Annotated in this window: 19 protein-coding genes; 4 read left to right on the forward strand and 15 right to left on the reverse strand. The window is 69.5% G+C overall.

From position 1 onward, the window contains the following. Nucleotides 1–107 precede the first annotated feature (107 nt). Complete coding sequence (locus Mth01_RS26885; protein WP_204018757.1) at nucleotides 108–1,694, reverse strand: S8 family peptidase; 1,587 nt, start codon at nucleotides 1,692–1,694, stop codon at nucleotides 108–110. A 258-nt stretch (nucleotides 1,695–1,952) separates the two neighbouring features. Here Mth01_RS26885 and Mth01_RS26890 point away from each other — a divergent pair, with 258 nt between their 5' ends. Continuing rightward, entirely contained in the window at nucleotides 1,953–4,919 is a 2,967-nt protein-coding gene (locus tag Mth01_RS26890; protein WP_204018758.1) for an ATP-binding protein, read from the forward strand. A gap of 120 nt (nucleotides 4,920–5,039) precedes the next feature. Next, nucleotides 5,040–6,587 (forward strand): trypsin-like serine protease, encoded by a 1,548-nt coding sequence (locus Mth01_RS26895; RefSeq protein ID WP_204018759.1) that lies wholly within the window; start codon nucleotides 5,040–5,042, stop codon nucleotides 6,585–6,587. On the opposite strand, the gene Mth01_RS26900 is transcribed toward Mth01_RS26895, so the two are convergent. After that, a complete protein-coding gene (locus Mth01_RS26900) occupies nucleotides 6,577–8,139 on the reverse strand; it encodes an RNA polymerase sigma factor (RefSeq protein ID WP_308440850.1) in 1,563 nt (520 codons plus the stop codon). The two genes, Mth01_RS26895 and Mth01_RS26900, sit on opposite strands and share 11 nt — an antisense overlap. Continuing rightward, nucleotides 8,136–8,534 (reverse strand): YciI family protein, encoded by a 399-nt coding sequence (locus Mth01_RS26905; RefSeq protein WP_204018760.1) that lies wholly within the window; start codon nucleotides 8,532–8,534, stop codon nucleotides 8,136–8,138. The genes Mth01_RS26900 and Mth01_RS26905 overlap by 4 nt, the downstream gene beginning before the upstream one ends. 304 nt (nucleotides 8,535–8,838) lie before the next feature. Here Mth01_RS26905 and Mth01_RS26910 point away from each other — a divergent pair, with 304 nt between their 5' ends. Beyond that, complete coding sequence (locus tag Mth01_RS26910; protein WP_204018761.1) at nucleotides 8,839–9,981, forward strand: helix-turn-helix domain-containing protein; 1,143 nt, start codon at nucleotides 8,839–8,841, stop codon at nucleotides 9,979–9,981. A gap of 384 nt (nucleotides 9,982–10,365) precedes the next feature. Here the strand turns inward: Mth01_RS26910 and Mth01_RS26915 are convergent, their stop codons facing one another. The 5 genes from Mth01_RS26915 to Mth01_RS26935 all read right to left on the reverse strand — a co-directional run bounded on the left by Mth01_RS26915 (nucleotide 10,366) and on the right by Mth01_RS26935 (nucleotide 13,156). Next, complete coding sequence (locus tag Mth01_RS26915; protein ID WP_204018762.1) at nucleotides 10,366–10,836, reverse strand: hypothetical protein; 471 nt, start codon at nucleotides 10,834–10,836, stop codon at nucleotides 10,366–10,368. 100 nt (nucleotides 10,837–10,936) lie between these two features. After that, entirely contained in the window at nucleotides 10,937–11,719 is a 783-nt protein-coding gene (locus Mth01_RS26920) for an SDR family NAD(P)-dependent oxidoreductase (protein WP_204018763.1), read from the reverse strand. Between the two features lie 48 nt (nucleotides 11,720–11,767). Further along, entirely contained in the window at nucleotides 11,768–12,247 is a 480-nt protein-coding gene (locus Mth01_RS26925) for an SRPBCC domain-containing protein (RefSeq protein WP_204018764.1), read from the reverse strand. After that, nucleotides 12,235–12,828, reverse strand: coding sequence for a TIGR03086 family metal-binding protein (locus tag Mth01_RS26930; RefSeq protein ID WP_204018765.1), 594 nt, complete (start codon nucleotides 12,826–12,828; stop codon nucleotides 12,235–12,237). Before Mth01_RS26930 ends, Mth01_RS26925 begins: the two co-directional genes overlap by 13 nt. Next, nucleotides 12,821–13,156 carry an ArsR/SmtB family transcription factor gene (locus tag Mth01_RS26935; RefSeq protein WP_204018766.1) on the reverse strand — a complete coding sequence of 112 codons (336 nt, stop codon included), beginning with the start codon at nucleotides 13,154–13,156 and terminating at the stop codon, nucleotides 12,821–12,823. Before Mth01_RS26935 ends, Mth01_RS26930 begins: the two co-directional genes overlap by 8 nt. Before the next feature lie 369 nt (nucleotides 13,157–13,525). On the opposite strand from Mth01_RS26935, the gene Mth01_RS26940 reads away from it, so the two are divergent. Continuing rightward, nucleotides 13,526–13,846 (forward strand): hypothetical protein, encoded by a 321-nt coding sequence (locus Mth01_RS26940; protein WP_204018767.1) that lies wholly within the window; start codon nucleotides 13,526–13,528, stop codon nucleotides 13,844–13,846. Here the strand turns inward: Mth01_RS26940 and Mth01_RS26945 are convergent. The 7 genes from Mth01_RS26945 to Mth01_RS26975 all read right to left on the reverse strand — a co-directional run bounded on the left by Mth01_RS26945 (nucleotide 13,843) and on the right by Mth01_RS26975 (nucleotide 17,173). Continuing rightward, nucleotides 13,843–14,190, reverse strand: a complete 348-nt coding sequence (locus Mth01_RS26945; RefSeq protein WP_204018768.1) for a gas vesicle protein K — start codon at nucleotides 14,188–14,190, stop codon at nucleotides 13,843–13,845. The two genes, Mth01_RS26940 and Mth01_RS26945, sit on opposite strands and share 4 nt — an antisense overlap. Continuing rightward, nucleotides 14,174–14,419, reverse strand: a complete 246-nt coding sequence (locus tag Mth01_RS26950) for a gas vesicle protein (RefSeq protein ID WP_204018769.1) — start codon at nucleotides 14,417–14,419, stop codon at nucleotides 14,174–14,176. The genes Mth01_RS26945 and Mth01_RS26950 overlap by 17 nt, the downstream gene beginning before the upstream one ends. Next, a complete protein-coding gene (locus Mth01_RS26955; RefSeq protein ID WP_239090039.1) occupies nucleotides 14,416–15,342 on the reverse strand; it encodes a GvpL/GvpF family gas vesicle protein in 927 nt (308 codons plus the stop codon). Before Mth01_RS26955 ends, Mth01_RS26950 begins: the two co-directional genes overlap by 4 nt. Beyond that, nucleotides 15,299–15,724: a gas vesicle protein gene (locus tag Mth01_RS26960; protein ID WP_204018770.1), complete on the reverse strand. Its 426-nt coding sequence runs from the start codon at nucleotides 15,722–15,724 to the stop codon at nucleotides 15,299–15,301. Before Mth01_RS26960 ends, Mth01_RS26955 begins: the two co-directional genes overlap by 44 nt. Further along, nucleotides 15,721–16,110 (reverse strand): gas vesicle protein GvpO, encoded by a 390-nt coding sequence (gvpO, locus tag Mth01_RS26965; protein ID WP_204018771.1) that lies wholly within the window; start codon nucleotides 16,108–16,110, stop codon nucleotides 15,721–15,723. The genes Mth01_RS26960 and gvpO overlap by 4 nt, the downstream gene beginning before the upstream one ends. A 4-nt stretch (nucleotides 16,111–16,114) precedes the next feature. Continuing rightward, complete coding sequence (locus Mth01_RS26970) at nucleotides 16,115–16,351, reverse strand: gas vesicle protein GvpG (RefSeq protein WP_204018772.1); 237 nt, start codon at nucleotides 16,349–16,351, stop codon at nucleotides 16,115–16,117. Between the two features lie 87 nt (nucleotides 16,352–16,438). Beyond that, complete coding sequence (locus Mth01_RS26975) at nucleotides 16,439–17,173, reverse strand: GvpL/GvpF family gas vesicle protein (protein WP_204018773.1); 735 nt, start codon at nucleotides 17,171–17,173, stop codon at nucleotides 16,439–16,441. Nucleotides 17,174–17,253: the final 80 nt, after the last annotated feature.

Genomic DNA, 17,253 nt, shown 5'->3' on the forward strand with positions numbered 1-17,253 from the left:
GCCCGGACCGTGGTCCGGGCCCGCCGCCGCCGGAGGTTTCAGAACCTCCGGCCCGGGTCGCGCTTCCTCGGCCGCGTGGCGCGCGTGCCGTAACGGAAGGCCGACCGTCAGAAGGAGATCGACCAAGAGTCGATCTTGCCGACGTCGTAGGAGTAGACGTCGTGGACTTGAAGCTTCCAGGTGCCGTCGCGGTCCTCGGCGGAGGTGTTCACCGTGAACGTCTGGTGCACGCCGTCGGCCGAGCCGACGCCGCCCGCCTGCTTCAGGTTGTAGACCGCGCCGCTCGGGCCTACCAGGTCGATGACCAGGTCACCGGTGTAGGAGTGCACGATGTCGACCTTGACGCCGGTCGTGGTGGTGCCCTTGCCGGAGCAGCCACTGAGCGTCAGCGGGCTGGTGACCGCCGAGCCCGCGTCGGGGATCGACACGTCGTCGCCGTTGCTCCCTCCCGAGCAGTTGGGCGGGTTCGGCGTCGGGCTCGGACTGGGGCTCGGGCCGCCGCCGCCGATGAACCCGGTGTAGAGCAGCTTGTTGGGCGAACCGCTGCCGGGGCTGCTGACCACGTTCGGAGTGGCGTTGGCGACCAGTGCCTGGGCGACCTGCGCGGGGGTCGCCGAGGGGTTGCCCGACAGGTAGAGCGCGGCGGCGCCCGCCACATGCGGTGAGGCCATGGACGTGCCGCTCATGGTCGCGGTGCCGCCGCTGTTGGATGTGGAGAGGATGCTCGACCCGGGGGCGAAGATGTCGAGGCAGCTGCCGTGGTTGGAGAACGAGGAACGGGTGTCCCGCGAGTCCGTGGCGCCGACAGTGATGGCCGACGGAGCACGGGCCGGGCTGTAGTTGCAGGCGTTGGCGCTGTCGTTGCCGGCCGCGACGACCATGGTGATGCCCGCGTCGACGGCCTGCTTCACCGCGTTGTCCACGGACGTGTCGGCGCCCCCGCCAATGCTCATGTTGACGACGGCGGGCCTGGCCGCGTTCTTCACGACCCAGTCGATGCCGGCGATGATCTGCGACCACTCGCCGGTGCCCTGGCAGTTGAGCACCCGGACGCCGACCAGCTTCACACCCTTGGCCACGCCATAGGTGTTGCTGCCGACCGTGCCGGCCACGTGGGTGCCGTGGCCGTGACAGTCCTGCGGGGTGGAGTCGTTGTCGATGAAGTCATAGCCGTACGAGGCCCGGCCGCCGTAGTCCCGGTGGTCCTTGTAGATGCCGGTGTCGACGATGTAGGCGGTGACGTTTTCGGCCTTGGCGGAGTAGGTGTACGTCTGGTTGAGCGGCAGGTTCCGCTGGTCGATGCGGTCGATGCCCCAGGTCGCGTTGTTCTGGGTGTCGGCGATGTGGGCCGTGCCGTCCCGCTGGACGTACGCGACGGCGGGATCGGCGGCAAGGCGCAGCGCGTCGTTCTCGCTCATCTTGACCGCGAAGCCGCGCAGGCCCGCGGTGTAGACGAACTTGATCTTCCCGTTGTACTTGCGGGCGAGCTCGTTCGCCCTGTCGGAGGTCACACCGGGCCTGGCGGTCTCGTCCTTGAAAGCGACGATGTAGCTGCCTGGTACGGGCTCGGCCGCGCTGCGGATCTTCACCGGATCGGCCTGGGCCGGTGCCGTGATGGCAAGTCCCGCCACGGCCGTTCCCGCCGTCACCAGGGCGGCGAGTGCGACCCGTCTCGGGTTGGGGGTGTTTCTCACGGGGGGTCTCCGTTTGCGTCGTGCCGGGCGTCACGACCGCCCGGCTGCGGGCAACGTGGCCGCCGGTCCCAGGAGACGACCGGCAGCCGTCTGCGGAGCAGCCTCCGTCCACGGCGCACACGTAACAATCCGTAGGTATGTCCGTGGACATACGTGATCCATGTGGAAAGAGGGTGTTTCTTTCTCTACGTGGGTCACCTACGCTTTTCGCTCCGGGTGCCGCGACGGGCCGAACCCGGACGGATACGGAGGCGCGATATGACCACAGCTCCGGAGCATGGGACGCCGTGGTCGGCCAAGCTCTCGGCTCCGGTGCTCGTCGGCCGTGAGTCCGAGCTCGCGGCACTCACCACCGCCCTCGTCCGGCAGCCGGCCGTGGCGATGATCGAGGGGGAGGCCGGGGTCGGCAAGAGCCGCCTGCTGCGCGAACTCCTGCGCGAACGCATCGTGCGACCGGATCTGCGCCCCCTGCGCGTCATGATCGGCCACTGCCGCTCCCTCCGGGAGCCGTTTCTCTACGGCGCGGTGCTCGAGGCGCTGGGTGGCCTGCACCGGCCGATGTCCGGCCCGATACTGCCCCCCGGGCACAGCCGGCTGAGCCCTGTCACCGGTGTGCTGCGCCCGCTGCTGCCCGAGCTGTCGCACTACCTGCCGGAGCCGCCGGAACCGGTGGGTGACCCGAGATCGGAACGTCACAGGCTGTTTCGAGCAGTGCGTGAGCTGCTGTCGGCGATCGGCCCCGCGCTGCTGGTCGTCGAGGACCTGCACTGGGCCGATGACGGTTCCCGGCACCTGCTGCGCTTCCTGATGGCCGCCCCGCCGGACGAACTGTCGATCGTGGTGACCTATCGGCGGGAGGACATTCCCGGCGGGGTACCGCTGGGCAGCGCCTATCGCCCACCGCCCGGTACGGCGAGCGTGCTGGTGGACCTGCGCCCGCTCGACCCCGCCCAGGTGCGTACGCTGACCTCGGCCATACTCGGCCGCCGCGCGATCTCCGCGGAGTTCGCGGCGAAGCTGTACGAACGCACGGCGGGCATCCCGTTCGTCGTCGAGGAGACCCTGCGGGCACTGCACCACTCCACCGGAGCGGTCCAGCTGAACGGCCCCGCCGCCCGGCACCTGCTGGAGAACGTCGATGTGCCGGTGCTGCTGCGGGAGGCGATGGCCGAACGGCTGGCCGACATGCCGCTGCCCGCGGTCAAGCTCGCCCACGCGGCGGCCGTCCTGGACGTCCCCTCCGAAGTCGAGTTGCTGCGCGAGGTGGCGGGTCTGACCGAAGGACGCTGCCACACCGCGCTGGCGGCGGCTCTGGGCGGCGGGGTGCTGCACGAAACCGAGGACTACCGGTACGGCTACCGCCATCCGCTCGCTCGCCAGGCCGTCTACGACACCCTCCCGGGCTTCGAGCGCAGGCGGCTGCACGTGCGGGCGCTGCGGGCGCTCGAACGCCGGGACCCGCCACCCCTGGTGCGGCTCGCCGACCACGCCCACCTGGCCGGTGACACCGCGCTGGCCCTGAGGTACGGAGAACCTGCCGCGGATCTGGCCGTACAGGTCGGTGACGCCTCGACCGCGACCACCTTGCTGCAGCGATTACTCAGGGAGCCGGCGCTCACCGATCAGGACGTGGACCGGCTGGCGATCAAACTGGGCGAGGTCGCGCACACCGGGCTGGAGCAGTACGACCCGGCCGCCACCCTCGAGCGGCTGCTCGGCGACCACCGGCTGTCGACCGCCACCCGTGGCGAGGTGCGGCTCTTCCTCGGGCTGTTGCTGATCAGGCAGGCCGACGGCATCCAGCGGGGATGCTCGGTGATCGAGACGGCCCTGAGTGAGCTCGCCGAACGGCCCGACCTGCTGGCCAAGGGGGTCGCCGTGCTGGCCCAGCCCTACCTCGGCGTGACTCCGGCGAAGGAGACCCGGGTGTGGCGGGAGTGGCTGCGCAATCTGATCGAGACCTCGGATGGAGAGCTCCGGCTGTCGCTCCTGGCCAACTACCTGCCGTCTGCGGCGCACAGCGGGGACTCCAGCATCCTCGGAGACCTTGATGACGTGCTGCCGAGCGGCCCCGCGCTCCCCGGCGAGCGGCGACAGCTCTCCCGGCTCTACTGCAACCTGGCCGACGCCTGTGTCGGCGTGGGTCACTACGGGCGGGCTCAGGCGCTGCTCGACGACGGGTTGCGGGTGGCGGCCGACGTCGGCGCGTCGTTCGTCGTGAGCACCGGGCGGGCCAGCCAGGCCAGGCTCGACTGGTTCCTCGGGAACTGGCAGGGGCTGGTCGGGCGCGCGACCGACCTGCTCGACGAGTACCACGACCTGATGCCGGTGGCCACCGAGCTGTCGCTGGTCCTTGGCCTGCTCGCGATCGCCCGGGGCGACTGGGAAGAGGCGGAGATCCGGCTGAAGGCCACCGGCGCCGACACCCCGCACGACGGCATCGCGCCCGTCGTCATCGCGGGCATGGCGGCGCTGGCCCGGCTCAGGCTCGCGCAGGGCGACCACGTCGCGGCCGTCGCCGAGGCCGGCCACGCGCTGGCGGTGATCCGTACCAAGGAGAACTGGGTCTGGGCCGGTGAGCTGGTCCCGGTGGCGGTCGAGGCACTGCTCGCGGGCGACCGGCTCGACGAGGCGCGTGCGCTGACAGACGAGTTCGAACGCGGGCTGGCCGGGAAGGACGCGCCGATGGCGAAGGCGGCGCTGGAGATGGCGGGCGGGCTGATCGCACGGGCCGAGGGAGACCCGCCGGCCGCGCTGCGCCGCCACGAGCTGGCCCGGAACGGTTTCCACCGGCTGCCCGCGCCGTACTTCGAGGCGCTGGCCGCCGAGCAGGCGGCGCTGTGCCGACTGGAGACCGGGGACTCCTCCTCCGAGACCGGCCCGGAGGCCGCCTCGGAGGCCGCCTCGGAGGCCGTCGCGCAGCTCTCCGCGCTGGCCGGCCGCTTCGCCGAACTGGGCGCCTCCCGCGACGCCGACCGGTGCCGCCACCTGCTGCGCGAGCACGGCACGGTCACGCCGTCGCGGCGGGGGCGTCGCGGCTACGGCGACGTGCTGTCACCGCGTGAGGAGGACGTGGCCAGGCTGCTGGCGCGGGGACTGACCAACCGCGAGATCGCCGAAGTGCTGTTCCTCTCCCCGCGCACGGTCGAGCAGCACGTCTCCCGCACCCTGCGCAAACTGGGCAAACGCTCACGAACCGAGCTGTTCGCTCCCGAGACCACGTAGGGCGACGCCAAAGCCAGGTACCCCTACCCATGGTCACCCTGATTGTTCGGCACCGCAGGCCGTGCCGACAGTAGTCCTCGACATCGCCTCCCCACCCCGGGGAGTAAGGAAAGGACTACAGTGAACCCCCCACATCTGCGCGTCCTCATACCAATGATCGTCGCGGCCGCGCTCGTGCCGTTGGCGGCGACACAAAGCAACGCGGCGACACAGAACAACGCGGCGACACAAAGCAACGCGGCGACACAGAGCAACGCGGCGACCGAGGCCGGCAACCCACCGGCCGCCAACTATGAGGGCGACACGGTCCCGACACCCAGTGGCACATCCCCGCACGCCACCTTCTACGGCGGCCAGGACGCCACCGTCGACGAGTTCCCCGCGATCATCGCAGGGGTACGCGTCGGCGGCTCCCGACCGCAGGGCCAGACCTGCACGGGTTCGGTCATCGCCCCTCGCAAGATCGTCATCGCCGCCCACTGCGCAGACGCATCCGGCGACAAATCCTTCGTCTACGGCCTGGACGACCTCAACTCCCCCGGCGGGTTCAAGACCAGGGTCGTCGAATACAAGAAGCACCCCAGGTACGTCAACTTCGATCAGGGATACGACGTGGCGGTCGTGACGGTCGCCGACGACATCCCGGTCCGGGGCGGCAGGTTCGCCCAGGTCGCCGCCTCGGCGGACGCCGGGCTGGAGGCGCCGGGCAGGACCGGGGTCGGGTTCGGCTACGGCAAGAAGGACTTCAACGACGACCTCAGGGACGTCACCCTCGACAAGGCCACGCTGCCGATCGTGGACGGCGCCCGGCAGTGCACCGGCGTCGGGGCCGGCTTCGATCCGCGAACGATGATCTGCGCCGGCTACGCCGACGGTCACGTGACGATCCTGCCCGGTGACAGCGGCGGCCCGCTGGTCGTCAACGGAAAGATCATCGGCCTCGCGTCCTGGAGCCGCAGCGACTTCAGTTGGTACAGCGTCTACAGCCGCCTCACCAACGACATGGGCGACTGGGTCAAGGAGCAGATCGGCGGCGACGAGCCGCAGCCCGGCGACTTCGGCGTGTCGGTGACGCCGAGCACGCTCACCGTCGACGCGGGCAAGTACATCTCGACCACGGTGACCTCGACCACCTCCGGCGCCCCCGAGGACATCAGGCTCACCGTCTCCGGCCTGCCCAGCGGCGCCAAGGCGGTCTTCCAGCCCGACTCCGTCCAGACCGGTCAGACCGCCAAGCTGACCTTCGACACGACCAGCTCGACGCCGTCCGGGACTTACAAGGTCACGGTGACCGGTACGAACTCCGGCGGCAAGACCGCCACCGCCACGGTCGACCTCGCCGTCCGGGGCGGCGACGGCCCACCGCCGACCGGGGACGTGAAGGTCACCGCCACCCCGTCCTCCGGTTCGGTACGACAGGGCTTCTTCGCGCAGACCACGGTGACGGCATCCGGCGGCAGCGGCTCCATCAGGCTGACCGCGTCCGGTCTCCCGTCGGGCGCGCGGGCCATGTTCACCCCCACCACCATCGGCCAGGGCGGCAGCAGCCACGTCCTCATCACCACCGGCTTCCGGACGCCGCCCGGAACTTATCGAATCACCATCAAGGGCACCTCCGCTGACGGCGAGACCGGCGTGACCACCTTCACGCTGACCGTCACGAGGTAGTCCGGGACGACGGCGATCGGCCACTGATCCCGGACATCCTCTCCCCGGGCCGCCATCGGGGAACCTCCCGGGGGAGGACCGGCCCGCCACCGACTCGATCTCGGTGGCGGGCCTCGGCGTTTCCCAGTGTCTGCTCCACTGCCGGCTCCGCGCCAGAGTCGGCTCGATCAGATCCGGTCCGGGGAACTCGGCGGCGCCCCTCTTCCGGCGCGGGTGATCCCGCCTCGCTCCCGTAAGTGAACGAGCCTGGCCAGTGCGCGTCAGCGCCGCCATGGGTGCCGGCGGCCGCGACGGCGAGCCGGGCGGCCCGGGTGGTGAGGTAGTCGCGCTCCGGGATGCTCAGCGTGCGGCTCGCCGCCGCGCGATAGTCGTCGGCGGCCGCCCGAGGCTCGCCCGCCATCTCCAGAAGGTGGGCCCGGGCCACGTGGAAGCGGTGGTTGCCGGCCAGGCGGCCCTCGGCTTCGAGCACCTTGAGCATGTCGAGGCCGGCCGCGGGGCCGTGCACCATCGCGGCGGCCACGGCGCGGTTGAGCGAGACCACGGGGTTGTCGGACATCCGCTCCAGCAGGCCGTACAGTGCGAGGATCTGCGGCCAGTCGGTCTCGGCCGCCGTCGCCGCCTCGTCGTGCAGCGCGGCGATCGCCGCCTGGAGTTGATAGGGGCCGACCGCGCCCCTGGCCAGCGTCCGCGTGATGATCCCGATCCCCTCGGCGATCGCCGCGCCGTCCCATTCGCTCCGGTCCTGTTCCGCCAGCGGGATCGGGATGCCGTTCCGGTCGGTCCTGGCGAGACGCCGGGCGTCGGTCAGCAGCATCAACGCGAGCAGGCCGGCCACCTCACAGTCATCGGGGAGCAGCCGGTACGCCATCCTGGTCAGCCTGATCGCCTCCCGGGACAGCTCCACCCGGTGCAGTTCCGGCCCGTCGTTGCTGGCGTAGCCCTCATTGAAGATCAGGTAAAGCACGTGCAGCACCGAGCCGAGCCGCCCGCGCCGCTCCTCCGGAGCCGGCATGCGGAACGGCACGCCGGACGCCTTGATGCGCTGCTTGGCGCGGCTGATCCGCTGCGCCATCGTCGCCTCCGGCACCATGAACGCCTTGGCGATCTCCGCCGTGGTGAGACCGCCGACGGACCGCAGGGTGAGCGCGATCGCCGATGCCGGGGTCAGCGCCGGATGACAGCACAGGAACAACGTGGTCAGCGTGTCGTCCCGGCCCGCCTCGTACGCCTCGTCGACCGGTGGGGCCATCGTCCGCTGATCGATCGGCTCCTGTGCGGCGACGAGATCTTCGCGGCGCCGCCGCGCCTGCTCACTGCGGATCTGCTCGATCATCCTGCGGTAGGCGACCTGGATGAGCCAGCCCCGCGGATTGCCGGGCACGCCTTCCTCGGGCCACTGGGCGGCGGCGTCCAGCAGCGCTTCCTGCACCGCGTCCTCCGCGGTGTCGAAGTCGCCGAACCGCCGGGTGAGCACGCCGACGACCTGCGGCGCCAACTCGCGCAGCAGGTCGTCGATGGCCGGTACGTCGGGGGCCGGGACGTCAGGGGTCACAGCTCAGCCGGCGGGGCCGACATCACCTGGCGCACCTCGATCGGCATGTTCAGCGGCCTGCCGCCGGGGCCGGGTGCGGCCGAGATGTACGCCGCGAGCTCCACCGCCCGCTCCTGGCTCTCGACATCGACGATCCAGTAACCGACCAGGAACTCCTTCGTCTCCGGGTACGGACCATCCGTGACGACGGGGGAGCCGACCCCGTCGGCCCGCACGATCCTGGCCTGGTCCGGCATCGCCAGCCCCTGCGCGTCCACGAGTTTCCCGGCGTCGACGAACTTCTTGTCCACGTCGCGCATGAACTCGATGTGGGCCTTGACGTCCTCCTGGGGCCAGGTCTCGATCGGCGGCAGGCCGGTCTGCTCGCTGAACTGCATCAGCAACATGTACTTCATGAGATCGTCTCCCTGTCCGTGCGGGGCCGCTCCGAGGCTCTCACCCGTAGGTCGAAGCACACCCCGGATTCCTCTACATCCTCCACGGAATCAGGCCGAGAAAATTTCCCGGCCATGATCGGGTGGGTATCGCCACGGCCCGCACCGGAAGCCCCCGCTCGGGGCCGTACGACGTGGTCCAGGGCGCCCTGCGGCGCAGGAGTTGGCAAAATTGCCAAAAACAGCGAGTTGCCAACGATTGGCAACTCGCCAGATCTGGCAACTTTGCTCGCGTCCGCGACCGTGCCCGTGACATGCTGGAGCCATGAGCGGCATCAACGGGGGGGAGCTTGCCGAGGACGCGGCCCGACTTCTGCGGCGAGGGATCGACGAGCTACGCGACCTGCTGGGGGAACAGTGGAGCGTGCAGGTAGAGGAGGCGCCCGGCCAGGCTGGAGACCTGGGATATGACGCGCTGATCGGGATCGAAGGACCGGACTCTCATGGGAGTGCCCTGATGGCAGCCGTCCCGGATCCGACGCCTGCTCGCCTGGAACGAGAACTGCTGCCGCGGGTCTCCCTGATACGTCGCTTCCGTCCGGATGCCGCCGCCGTGGTCGTCGCTCCGTGGATCAGTCCGCGCGCTCGTGAAATGTTGTCCGGCTGGGGCTGCGGCTACATCGACTTGACGGGAAATATCTCATTCCGGATGAATCGGCCCGCTGTGGTGATCCAGGCTCAGGGCGCCACACGTGACCCGCGGCCGCGCGCCATCGGTCACAAAAGAGGACTGAGCGGTGCTCGAGCCGGCCGCCTGGTCCGGGCCTTGGTCGACGTGCAACCTCCCTACCGAGCCGGCGAACTGGCCGAGGCCACCGGCTTGAGCCCTGCTTACGTTTCCCGACTGCTGGATGTCCTGCAGGAGGAAGGTCTGATCCGTCGCCGAGGCAGGGGAGTCGTCAACGTTGACTGGGAGGCATTGGTACGGCTGCGTGCCTCTGAGACCACATTACTCAAGTCTGGTCGCTTTTCTGGTTTCCTGGCATCGAATGGGACGGATCGATTTATCGACTGGTTGCGCGGGCAATGCGAACTGCACGCTGAACTTGCTGTTACCGGGCCACTTGCAGCGTTGCAACTGGCGCCAGTGACCATCGGCGGCCAGGTGATGCTCTACGCCTCCGCGAATGCCGCGACCACCATCGCGAACAGCCGCGATCTTTTTTCCGTAGCTCAAGGGGCGGATGTCCTGCTACTTCAACCTCCCGATATGGCAGTATTCGTCGGGCGTCGCGGCGTCGATGGGTTGCCACACGTAGCGTTGAGTCAACTCGCGTTGGATTGTCTGTCGGGCCCGGGCCGATTGCCGCACACTGGGGAGGCGGTTCTCGACCACATGCGCAGCCATGAGAAAACGTGGCGCCTGCCGAACCTTAATGCCCTAGAGTGGCCCAGGTCACAACCGTAGCCCATGCATGAAGTGGGTTAGGTCGCGCTATCGACTCTGAGGACCTCTTTATGCCACGCACCCCTGAAGGCGTTCATCCTGCGAGGTGACAACAGTCGCCCGCCGGGTGCTCCTGGCGCGCGGCCAGTTCGGGTTTCCTCGCGCTCCTGGTGTCGAGATGGCGGTACGTGCCTTGGCCGGCGACCTTGACGAACGTCGCGTTCGCCTGTTCGCGCCCGCTTTCGTCGAGGCGCAGATTCCCTAGCGCCCAACGGAGTCAGGCCTGCTGCCATGCCCCCCGAGCGAACGGAGGGGTTGGCAAAGTTGCCAGAATCGGCGAGTTGCCAACGATTGGCAACTCGCCAGATCTGGCAACGTCACCGAGTCATCCTGGGAGGGGGAACGTCAGGCGGGGGCCGCGTACTTCTGGAGGGCCTTCTCCAACTGCCGTACGACCGGGCTCCACGTGCGGGGCAGCGTGTAGCGGCTGGCGCGGTGCCCGTGATAGGCGAGCGTGTACTTGATGAAATCTGCTCCCTGCGGCTGCTTCTCGGAGCAGCCCACGCGCAGATGCTTCAGGTAGCCACGGAGCTTGCGCATCTCCCCGCGGGTCAGGCACTTGTTCACCGGGGGTGCCTGACGGCGGCTGAACCGCGCACATCCGTTGGTGTACACGGTCACGCGGTCGTCGATGCCGGCGAAGCCCCCCGTCTCGCGGAGCTGCACCAGCACCTTCTTGTGCCCGTTCGCCTGCGCGCTCGTCTGCGCGCTCGTCTGGGCGCTCTCCTGGGCGCTCGCGGCGTGCGTCGGCAGTGCCGTACCGCCGCTCACGACCAGGATGAGTGCCGCCGACGGCACGATTCGCGAAATCCTCATGCCCCTATTACGGATGCCGGCGGTGAACGGCTCACAATGATCTACGCCTGGACCGGTCGCCGGGGGAAGACGGCGACGTGTGCCCTCGGGAACCACGGGTCTAGCTCGGGAACATTTGGGTGACATTCGTGAAGGTGCCGGTGATGGCAGAGGCCCGGTCGGAGGCCAGGAACACCGCGACCTCGGCGACCTCGGCGAGCGAGGGCGAGCGTTTGAGCATACGCATCCCATCCAGATGGCTGATGACGCCCTGGAGGGCCGCGTCGTCGAGCCGCATCTCGCTGTTGACCGAGCCGATCCTCTCAGCCGTCAACGTCTCGGGGATTCCGGACGCCCAGATGCCCACGACGCGGATGCCGCTGGGACCGACCTCCTGAGCGAGGTTGCGAATGTAGGTGTCGATCGCCGCGTCGGCGGGACCAGTGCTGCCCATCATGGGACTGCCGTGAGCGGAGCCGCTGTTGAAGGCCAGGATCACGCCGGAGCCCTGCTCGGCCATGTGCCGTACGGCGGCCCTCGCGGTGATGAAGGTCGTGGTGATCCCGTTCATGATGGCCCGGACGAAATCGGCCGTCGCCATGTTGGCGAGGGGCACGCCCTGCGCATCACCGCGGCTGACGAGGTTGAGTGAGATGTGGATACCGCCCTGCGCGGCCACGGAGCGGGCGTGCTCGTCGACGGCGTCCTCATCAAGGGCGTCGACGACCGCTGTTTCGGCCAGCCCTCCAGCCTCGGCGACCTCCTTGGCCAGCCGGTCGAGCTTGTCCTGAGTACGGCCGGTCAGGAAGACGCGGGCCCCCTCGCGCGCGAAGGCCTTTGCGATGCCGGCCCCGACCCCGCCACCGGCTCCGTAGATGACGGCGTTCTTACCTTCGAGCATCATGAATGGCTCCTCCTGTTTCCCTGCCGCCGAACTGCATCAACATGTATTTCATGCTTCTCCTATCTCACGAAGGACGTCGTCGAGGCGGTCGTAGCCTTCGGCGACGCCGCGTTTCATGGGGGATTCGAGAACGAGGTCGCGAATCTGTCTGGAGTTGAAGAGGTAGGTAGTGGTGAGCGTGGTGGTGCCGCCCCGCTCGGCGAGGTCGTGGGTCACGAGCGCTTGGCCGGGGTACCAGGCGTCGTCGAAGGATTCGGTGTAGGCCAACCGGGTGGGTGCTACGATCTCGCGGTACGCGCCACCAGCGGCCATGCTCGCCCCTCCCGGTCCCCGCCAGACGAAGCGCCAGGCACCGCCGACGCGCAGGTCGATCGTGGCCGAGACGAGATCCCAGTCCCTTGCGCCGTACCAGCGCTTGATCAGGTCGGATTCGGTCCAGGCCGCGAAGACAAGCGAGCGGGGTGCGGCGAAGGTCCGGGTCATGACGATCGCCCGGTCTGAAGGGGTGGCGATGGTTACGGGCGCCATTGCGGATCCCTGCCGATGAAGGCGAGAAGACGGTCCTGCAAGGGCGCTTCCTGATCGACCTTGATCTCCGGGCCGAAGACCTCGACGTCCGGGCCGAAGGCTCCCGGGGTTCGGAACTGCTCCATCAGACCCTCAGGGAGGGTTCGCATGATGGACCAGGCGTCCTCGACGTCGGCCGGGTCGATAGTGTCGTCCTGCCCGGTGGCCTTGGCCAGATCCCAACCATGCAGCGGCAGCTCCTGGCTGACCACTTGGTCGATGTGCCGCAGCGCGGTCATCTTGCCAGAGGGGGTGTCGCATTCCCGCCCGGCCAGCGCGGGGTCGGCCAGCACGGCTTCGACGTCGGCGCGTGCGGCACGGAACGCCGCGGCGGGGTCGGCGTCGACCGACGGTGCCGTGCTGAGGGTACGGCCCAGCGGGAGCAGCATCGTCTCGTGCATGTCGACGATGTGCCGGACGACGTCCCTGGCGGTCCATCTCGCGCACGGGGACGGATCGGCCCACTGGTCCGGACGGACGGCGGCGGCCTTGGCGTCGAAGGCGTCGGCGCGGCGCCGATACCGGTCTGCTATCTCATTCATCGTCGGCTTCCTTGAGTTCGTCGAGCAGGTCGTCCAGGCCCTGAAAGCGGTCCTCCCAGAAGGCCCGGTAGGTCTCCAGCCAGCCGGCGGCCTCCTTGAGCGCACCGGGTTCGAGCCGGCACGGACGGCGCTGGGCGTCACGCCCGCGCGAGATCAGTCCCGCCCGCTCCAGGACCTTCAGGTGCTTGGATATCGCGGGCTGGCTCATGGCGAATGGCGCGGCCAACTCCGACACCGTCGCCTCACCGCTGTGCAGCCGCGCCAGGATCGCTCGGCGCGTGGGATCGGCCAGCGCCGCGAACGTGGCGTCGAGCGGGCCCGCCGTCACCGCGCTACCTCGTAAATCAGGTGAGTGTCCCGGTCGCCCTCGACGGCACGGGGATTTCCCAGCCAAACCACCGTTCCAGGGCCTGAGGGATCGGAGATGAAGCCGCCCAACGACATGGAGGCGCCCGCAGCGACTTTGCCCATAACTACCCCCTTTCATAACTACGAGGTTTTTTAACCTAGTGGTTCCATAACCGGATGGTCAAGTGCAGGTGGCGCCTGATTACGCGGTGTCGTACTGAGCCCCTGCTTCTGCTCGGCGACCTGCGGGTCGGCACCCATCACCGGCGGGCCCGGGATCAGCCTGGAGAAGGAGGAGGTGCCGGTGACGTTCCCCCCGCTTCCTGCCCCTCCGGGTTAAGGTGCGGGAATGTTCGACGAAATCCACGCCGTGCTGCACCGTCATCTGCCGGGTTTACCGGTCGGGACGGTGGTCGAGCTGGGCCGGGGACTGAGCCGGCTGCATCAGGCTCCCCCGGAGAAGGTGCTGCGAAAGCCACACGGGCCGATGCCGCACGACGTGTATCCGATGGCGGACTGGCTGCGGGAGGCCCGGGAGCACTACCTGGAGATCGCCGCTCACCTGATCGACCACCGGGTGCCCGCTTCGGCCCGCCGCATGATCGGCGCGCTCCACTACGCCGAGGCCGGCCTCGGCCACCTCGCCCGGACCTTCGTCCAGGATGCCTAATCGGTGGGCAGCAGGGTGCCGAGGGGCCCGAGATCCAGGTTGAGATCGCTGAGGGACAGCCCGAAGCGGTCGCACAGCTCGGTCATCGCCTCCTCCAGGCGCATCAGCGTCAGGCCGAGCGTCTCGATCTGCTCGTCGGACAGGTCGCCCTGGTCCATCCGCCTGATGCACTGGCGCTCGACGAGCTGCCGGAGGAGCTCCACCAGCGTGAGGACCAGGCGGCTCAGGTCACGCTCGACCGCCTCCGGGTCGGTGTTGAGCCGCCACTGGGTCGTCGGCTCCCGTTCGCCGTCCCACCGGTCGTCATAGCGGTCGTCACAGCGGTCGTCATCGATACGGCTCATGCTCCCGCTCCTCGTATCCGCCGACGACATCGGCCTCCCGTACGGACGCGATCAGAGCACGCAGGGAGATCCGTACGAGATCGATGTCCGCGATGGACAGGACCAGGTCGCCCGCGACCACGACACCGCCCGACAGCAGCCGGTCGAGCAGGTCGACCAGCGCCACGCGCTCGGGCGGCAGGCGTCCCTCGGCCGCCGGCGCCGCTCCTCTGCCGCTTTCGATCGTCATGGCGATGCCTCCGTGGGTGCCTCCGTGGGTGCCTCCGTGGGGGGCGCCTCCGTAGACGCCCCGATAGATGCGTCCGTGAAGGAGTAGGGCGCCCAGGGCCCGGTGAGCTCCACGACGATCCCCTGCTCCCGGAAGGGGGCCGGCACGGCGGCGAACTCCTCCTCCCGGTCCGCGTCCACCAGGTAGGCGCCATTGAGCACCATCCAGTCGGTCCTGCCGGACAGGCGCGGGTCCTGCGGGCGGTGGCGGCGTCCGGCCACCGAGACGGTCTCCAGCGCGGCGTGCAGCCGCTCGGCCCGTTCGGCCGCCGCCCGCCACAGGTCCTGCCGGCTGTGCAGCGACGCCTTGCGCCGCCGGAGATAGGCGGTGCCCGGACTGCCGCCGGATTCGCGGCCTGAGCCGGCGACCGAGTCGCCACCCGGGCCTGGTTCGCCGCTGCTCCCGCCGGGCTCGGTCGCCGCGGTGGCGGGGTTCACGTACGCTTTGACGCCCCATTCCCGGCGCCCGGCGACCCGCGCCAGCACCGCGGTGAAGTCGTCGTGCCGGCGGTCGAGCAGGTCACGCACCTGCGCCTCGCCGTGGTACACGGTGACCAGTCGCACCGGCGCCGTCGGCGTGCCGTCCGCGAGGGTCTCCACCACATGGTGGTGGGCTCGGGCCACCCCTTCGACCCAGTCCAGGTCCTCCAGGTGGCGGCGCAGCGGCTCCTCGCCGAACCGGTCCAGCGGCACCCGGCTGACGTGGGCGAGCAGCCCCCGATGCCCGATCACCTGGACGGGTGCGCCGAGAATGCCGGTGAGCCCTTCCCGCCGGCCGTCCTCGCCCAGATCACCCGTCACCGCGTACAGGTAGACGCCCTGACCGCCGTGATCGCCCTGCTCACTCACCGTGCCGCTCCGTTCCGCGAGGTCGGCCCGCCTCACCTGTTCTCCCTGTCTGCTCCGGTGCCAGATCCTCCGGATCCGGGGGTCTCGGCAGGGAGGAATGCTGCTCGACGGCGGCGAGGCGGTCGCGCAGCCGCCGGTTCTCCTCCAGCAGCTCACGGTTCTTCCCGGTGAGCCAGGGATCGTGCTCCCACCAGTCGATGCCGAGCTCACGCGCCGTGTCCACCGACGCGATCACCAGGCGCAGCTTGATCGTCAACAGTTCGATGTCCAGCAGGTTCACCCGGATATCCCCGGCGATCACGATGCCCCGGTCCAGGACCCGCTCCAGAATGTCGCCCAGGTTGGCGGACCCCCGCGCGGCGGGCGCGGTGGGCGCATAGGAGTCCCGCAGGACCGGGCGGGCGCGCGGGTCGCTCATCGTGGCAGGCCCTCGACGCAGTCCCCGGTGCCCCGCCGGTAGCGCCGGGTCCGGCGGTACGCCAGAAGGTCCCCCGTGTCGTCCATCTCCGCCTCATAGATGGCGAGGATGTCGCCGGACGACGGGATCCGGTGGTCCTCGATCACCTCCACGCCCACCACCCAGCCGTGCTCGATCGGCTCCACCAGCGTGACACCCTCCGGGATCTTCCCCGTCAGGTCGGCTATGTAGCGGGCACCGGCCCGCCCGGCCGTCTCCGCGTTGAGTGCACGGGCACGCCGCCGGTCGACCCGCTCGTCGCTCTCCTCGGTCACCACCTCGGAGGCGGCGCCGCGCCCGTACGGCTCGGCCTCGTCTTCGTAGCGGAATCGTCGGCTGGGAGGCATAGGATCACCCTCTCCGCGGGCCGGTGGTCATCAGCCGGAGCACCTCTTCCACGGCACGTGCCTCCTCCTCTTCGGAAATCTCGCCCGCGCGTCTGGCCTCCTCGATCGCCTCCAGGCGTCGCCGCACCGCCGCCGGGTCGCGCAGTTCGCGCTCGACCTGTTCCTGGATCAGCTCGCCGAGCCGGACCACGGCGTGGACGGGGGCGAGCGGCCAGCCGAAAAGCAAGCCGAAGAGTCCCACCTGTCCTCCTCCTTCGTACGCTTGGATCGTCTTCCGCGGCTCATCCCGTGGCGCCTCATCTCGGGGTCGCCTCATCCCGTGGTCGCCTCATCCGGTGGTGACGAAGTCGTACAGCGCCATGGGACCGAGCACGCGCACCTCGACGAGGTCCGACCAGTCATGGCGCAGTTCGTCCAGCGTGCGCTCGACGTCGGGGACGCGGTCGGTCTCCACCAGGAACGCGACGTGGGCGGCGTCTCGCTCGTGCGTCGGCTCCCGGATGTTGGCGGCCGCCGTACAGGAGGCGAAGCGGTCGACCAGCCGCTGGGTGTCGGCCTCCCGCTTGACCTCGATCACCTGAGTGATCACCTCTCCGAGCCGGATGCGCTCGGGGCGGGTGGCGTCCTCCGGCAGGTCGCGGATCCGGTCGCGCAGCCGTCTGGCCTCGACGTTCTCGGCCAGCACCGCCATCAGGATCGGGCGTTCCGCGTAACGGGCCTTGACGACGTACTGCACGCGGCCCTCGATCTGCTGGAGGGCGGAGGCGAACTGGTCGTGATGCGGGGTGAGCAGTTCCTCGACGACCGCGTCGGGAGTCGTCAGCACGGCGCCGAAGCGAAGCGGCAGCACGGGCACCTCGGTGGCGGCGGCGTCCAGGAGCTCTTCGTGGGCCACGAGGTCCTGCGCCCGGCCAAGGGGGCGGTTCACGTCCACGTCGCTGATCAGTGCGGCGATCTCACCATGCCGTACGATCTTGATCTGGTTGGGCGGGTCTCCGACGCCGACGGCGTCCGGGCTGATCTCGACGTCCTCGGGCACGATGCCGTAGACGTAGCACGCCATGTTGTGCGGGGAGGCCGCGGGCCGGTCGGCGGCACGGGCGGTCGCGGATGCGGTCGCTTGGGACGCGCCGCTTCGGGACT

The organism is Sphaerimonospora thailandensis (genome assembly GCF_016863115.1).
Taxonomy (GTDB): domain Bacteria; phylum Actinomycetota; class Actinomycetes; order Streptosporangiales; family Streptosporangiaceae; genus Sphaerimonospora; species Sphaerimonospora cavernae.